2 protein-coding genes are annotated in these 434 nt (G+C 51.2%); both read left to right on the top strand.

Features of this window, described 5'->3' with window-relative positions:
• On the top strand, positions 1-140 hold a 140-nt coding region (iscX, locus tag AB4Y40_RS42855), incomplete at its 5' end, for a Fe-S cluster assembly protein IscX (protein WP_368692996.1).
• A 58-nt stretch (positions 141-198) separates the two neighbouring features.
• The coding region (locus tag AB4Y40_RS42850; RefSeq protein ID WP_368692995.1) for a hypothetical protein at positions 199-434 on the top strand (236 nt) is incomplete at its 3' end.

Genomic DNA, 434 nt, shown 5'->3' with positions numbered 1-434 from the left:
ATATTGATCCGAAAACGGTTCGATTCACCGATATGCATCAGTGGATTTGCGCTCTGGAAGATTTCGACGACGACCCGCAGGCATCGAACGAGAAAATCCTCGAAGCGATTTTGTTGGTCTGGCTGGACGAAGCCGAGTGAATGAACGGGCTGCCTGGGGGTAGCCCGTTTTGCTGTTAAACGAATAAGGATAACTAAAATGACAGAAGCGATGAAGATTACCCTCTCTCCCCAACCTGCCGACGCACGTTGGGGAGAAAAAGCGACTTACAGCATTAATAATGATGGCATTACCCTGCATTTGAACGGGACAGACGATCTGGGGTTGATCCAGCGTGCGGCGCGCAAGATTGACGGTCTGGGCATCAAGCATGTTCAGTTAAGCGGTGAAGGCTGGGATGCGGATCGCTGCTGGGCATTCTGGCAAGGTTACAA

This window comes from Paraburkholderia sp. EG287B, from assembly GCF_040965595.1.
In the GTDB taxonomy this organism is placed as follows: Bacteria; Pseudomonadota; Gammaproteobacteria; order Burkholderiales; family Burkholderiaceae; genus Paraburkholderia.
This window is presented reverse-complemented; position numbering and strand designations above follow the sequence as displayed.